This window comes from Pseudomonas sp. S9, from assembly GCF_000222125.1.
GTDB classification, from domain to species: Bacteria; Pseudomonadota; Gammaproteobacteria; order Pseudomonadales; family Pseudomonadaceae; genus Aquipseudomonas; species Aquipseudomonas segetis.
The window spans coordinates 1-4,077 of the sequence record NZ_AFFX01000021.1 but is presented as its reverse complement, the minus strand read 5'-3'; the positions used below and the strand labels follow the sequence as shown (position 1 = coordinate 4,077).

The following is a 4,077-nucleotide window of genomic DNA, read 5'->3' as shown; positions in this document are numbered from 1 at the left end:
CGTGATCCTCGCCAGCGCCCGCCCGAGTTCATCACCCGCTTTGAAACCATGCGCCACCAAGGTCACGAAGTGCACCTGGTTACTCAAGACCCGCGCTACCTGGATGTTCACTTGCGTCGCCTGTGCAATGGTCATGTGCATTACTGGCGAGTCTTCAAATCTCAACAGCTAATCCGCTTCGAGTCTGAGGTGGTGATCGAGAAAGTCGAAGTCAAAAGCAGCTTCAAGGACGCCGACAAGAAAACCGTCCGACTCGATAAAAAGTATTTCAGCACCTACACCAGCACCAACGCAAAGCACCATTTCCAGGCCAAGCTGCCGACCAAGTTTATCTTGGCTATTTTGGTGATCATCGTTGCCGGTGTGCTGACTTATCGATTTTACGAGCGATACCAGCAAGGCAAGGATGGTGGGGCACAGTCCACGCAAGGCGCGGCCAGTAATGACAGTGTTGTTGACAAGGTTACGGCCAGCGTTGGGTCGTTTATTGGTTCATCACCTGGTAACGCTGATACGCCTAGAAAAGAATCGCCTCAACACTACGCACAACGCCGTATACCTCGTATCGAGGGCATACCGTCATCAGCCCCTATCTACGATGAACTCACTCAGCCAGTGAGCTATCCGCGGCTGTACTGCATGTCCAGCACCGATCCCGACACCTACGCCCGCTCGTTCTCGAAAATGCCTAGCGCAGTGGTGAACGGCAAGCCGACGGTGTGCCAGTGCTACACCCAGCAAGGCACAAGGGTTTCTACCGAGTTCAGCCTATGCAAACAGATTGTTGATAACGGCTATTTCGATCCGTCGATACCTGACCGAGACAATCAACAGCAGGTACTCCAGGCGCAAGACCGGCCGAACCCTAATCGTGCTCCAGGTTTCGACCAGGGCAAACCGAGTACCAGCATCACCGTTGTAGGCAGTGAAAAGGGCCGTTTCGTGTGGTGAGTGTCAGGGGCGAGGCTCGCCCCGGTTTTGCACGCAGAGCGGGTTCCGAGCCCGCGCGCAAACCGCGCGCTGACGCCCCTGTAACACGTCATATAAACAGAACTGAATAACCACACTAAACCAGATAGTTGGGTAGAAAATGGCTAAGGCAAAAGACTTCAATCGGATTGATCCGGAAACAGGCTTGGAAAGCACAACAAGCCGTTTATTTGTTGATCCCGGCCAGATGGGTTTCATCGACCTGTCAGACGTTCGACTGCTTCGCTGTGGGGTGGACACTGTTCGCCAGCTTTATCAGGGCATGGTCAGGCCTGAAATCATGGCCTTGTTTGAAGTACCAGGAACAATTGTCGACTTTGCAGGGCAGCGCTGGCACTCGGGACGGGTAGGGCGTGACTCTGGCTACCAGTACAAGCTGCAAAACGCTGACCTTGGCCTGATTCTGTTGGTTAAGAACTTCAACAAGAAGCTGGACGTGATCGGTCCACACTTGAAAATCGAAGTCTCGCCCCATGCAATCGACAACCTTTCGCCGGAACGTCTGCAGGCACGCATGGACTACTACGCACACCAGTTGTTGAGTCATGTTGAGGTCAACCAATGTGCGGTTCACCTCGCGCTAGACCTGCAGGGCTGGACGCCTCCTGTTGATCTAGTCGCACAAATGCACTGCAAGGCGCGTATGCACCGTGACATTAGCGGGATCAATGAAATTAAGTGGGCTACTAAGTCGAGCGTGTACGGTCGGGGTGAGACCTCTATGTTCGGCTCAGCTAACGGCGTGCAGCTCTGTATCTAAAACAAGACCGAGCAAGCCCGAGCCACTGACAAGCTCGACTATTGGGAAAGCGTCTGGAAGCGTCGTGACAGCTTTGACGATGTAGACCCAGACAACTACAACCCAGACCAGGACGTATGGCGCATCGAGCTGCGTTACCACCATTCAATCATTCAGCAATTCGCTAGCGGTTCGGTAGATCTGCAGACCGCTGCATTCATTGAAACGCGCACCTTTGCTGACTTCTCAGCGCACTTGGATGGTCTGTGGCGCTATGGGTTGGGTCAATTCAAGCTGCTAGCACGTCCTGGTTACTTTCAGCCGATCTGGACATTGATCCGTGAAGACGTGCGGGTTGATCTGCCAGTTGATTCCCTGCTCGATGAAACCGAGTACAAGCGCTATTACAAGACCTCGCGGGGCTTCTCCGGCAAGAACGTCGAGCTATTCCTGGGAAACTTCGTAAGCCTACTGGCAAGGGAGCGGGTGGGCGCAAAAAAGGCATTTGATCGGCTGCAGGATTGGGAATGCTGGCCGGTTATCCGTGACCACTATGCAGCTAAGGAAATGACCGAGCACGATATCTACAAGCACATCAAAGCCTTGCTTGAAGAACGTAGCGTTAGATGGGGTAGGGCTGTATGACTGTTCGTAAAGATGGCAAAACATGGACGGCTGATTTTTATGAGAATGGTCGCTCCGGGCGCCGTATACGCAAGAAGGGCTTTGCAACCAAGTCTGCAGCTCAACGCTATGAGTCTGACTTTTTTGCGACCTATAACGAAACGGGTAGACCACTTGATGATCGTCTATCCGACTTGGTAAACATTTGGCATTCCCTGCACGGCTGCTCGCTGAAAGATCAGAAAGCTAGGTTGTCTCGTACGCTTGCTGTTGTTGAGCGCTTGGGCAATCCGCGTGTGTCTGACTTCGATGCTTTGCGCTGGGCCAGATACCGGCAATCGCGCCTTCAAGACGTGTCGCCGCATACGGTTAACCACGAACAACGCTACCTCTCAGCCGTCTTTGCTGAGTTGATCCGTTTAGGCGCTTGGACGGGCATCAATCCGTTAGCCAACATCCGCCAGATCAAAACCGATCAAACAGAGCTGTCATTCCTGACGCTCGATCAGGTTTCACAGTTGCTCGATGAATGCACCAGGTCGAAGAACAACCATGCATATCCGGTTGCTCTGATCTGCTTGGCCACTGGCGCTCGATGGGATGAAGCTGAAAGTCTGACCCGTGCTGCGATCTTTGGGGGAAAGGCGCATTTTCACCGCACCAAAAACCGCCAGTCGCGCTCTGTACCGATACCTAAAGAGGTTGAAGCCGAAGCATTAAAGGTGGCTATGCCGGGTAACGGTCGTTTGTTTATGTCCTGCAGGGCTGCTTTTCGTAGTGCCTATGAGCGGTGCGGCTTTCAGACTCCAGGTCAGCTAACCCACATCCTGCGCCACACCTTCGCCAGCCATTACATGATGGGGGGAGGGGATATTCTCAGCCTCCAGCGAATCCTGGGGCATTCATCAATCACCATGACCATGCGCTATGCACATCTTTCGCCTGATCATCTTGAGTCTGCGCTTAGGTTTTCACCTCTGGCTCAGGCGAGCTATTTGGCCAAATCAGGGGGGGTAGGCAATCGGCAAATTTAGGCTGCATTTTTCTTATTACTACAGCCGCATTTTTGTCTGTATTTATGATCGCTAGGGTCATTGCAGTCATTGTGCTGATTGCGTTTGAGTGCTTCATGTTCTTGATCGTTACGATCTCAGGCGTGCCGATTTGTTGTAATTTGAACGGCATTATTCCCGCGTGTACAAACGAATTCATTTCGGACATTAGCCCTACTTGAAGATCTTTAATCATTGCGTTTGCAGAGGGCGGAAAACCTTCAGCTCGACTTAGCGCTTTTATCATTTCACTAACGCTAGGTAGTTTTTTTGCTACTTTTAATGCTTCGACTGAAAGCTCTCCGGTCAGCTTGCTGAGTGCAGTGTCACTAGCGACGTACAGCACCCATAGTGCTCTAGTTAGTGATTCAAACTGAAGCCTCAGCAGGCTAGCAGCTGATATGTTGTTGCCGATGCGAGATAGCATTAGAAGGCTTAAACCGTGCTGCAACGAAACTGTACATAGCGTTTCACAGGCTATGCATCGATCGTCGTCGTAGAACGATTCTGAGGCGAGGACTCCGCCGAAGTAGTCAAAGAGTTCGGTTGATCTTTTGAATAGCTGGTCAATAGCTTTAGTCGTCACAGCCTGATTCCTTGGATGTGGGCACGCTGTAGTCACTTTGTAGTCACTCGTGCACACAAAAAAGGGCTTACCTTTCGGTAAACCCT

At 51.9% G+C, this 4,077-nt stretch carries 3 protein-coding genes and 1 pseudogene; 3 read left to right on the top strand and 1 reads right to left on the bottom strand.

Features of this window, described 5'->3' with window-relative positions; all coding sequences use genetic code 11:
- The 3 genes and pseudogenes from PSES9_RS24215 to PSES9_RS0122755 all read left to right on the top strand — a co-directional run.
- A partial coding sequence (locus tag PSES9_RS24215) for a zonular occludens toxin domain-containing protein (protein WP_010490933.1) occupies positions 1–951 on the top strand: 951 nt, incomplete at its 5' end.
- 139 nt (positions 952–1,090) lie between these two features.
- A pseudogene (locus PSES9_RS24210) lies at positions 1,091–2,374 on the top strand (hypothetical protein).
- Positions 2,371–3,387 carry a phage integrase gene (locus PSES9_RS0122755; RefSeq protein WP_010490932.1) on the top strand — a complete coding sequence of 339 codons (1,017 nt, stop codon included), beginning with the start codon at positions 2,371–2,373 and terminating at the stop codon, positions 3,385–3,387. Before PSES9_RS24210 ends, PSES9_RS0122755 begins: the two are co-directional and overlap by 4 nt.
- Here PSES9_RS0122755 and PSES9_RS24205 read toward each other — a convergent pair.
- Positions 3,317–4,077, bottom strand: a 761-nt coding sequence (locus PSES9_RS24205; RefSeq protein ID WP_238530417.1) for a DUF6988 family protein, incomplete at its 5' end; no start/stop codon positions are given. The two genes, PSES9_RS0122755 and PSES9_RS24205, sit on opposite strands and share 71 nt — an antisense overlap.

Excerpts from the sequence above, each read along its gene's own strand:
- PSES9_RS0122755 (WP_010490932.1), top strand. The coding sequence starts at position 2,371 with ATGACTGTTCGTAAAGATGGCAAAACATGGACGGCTGATTTTTATGAG.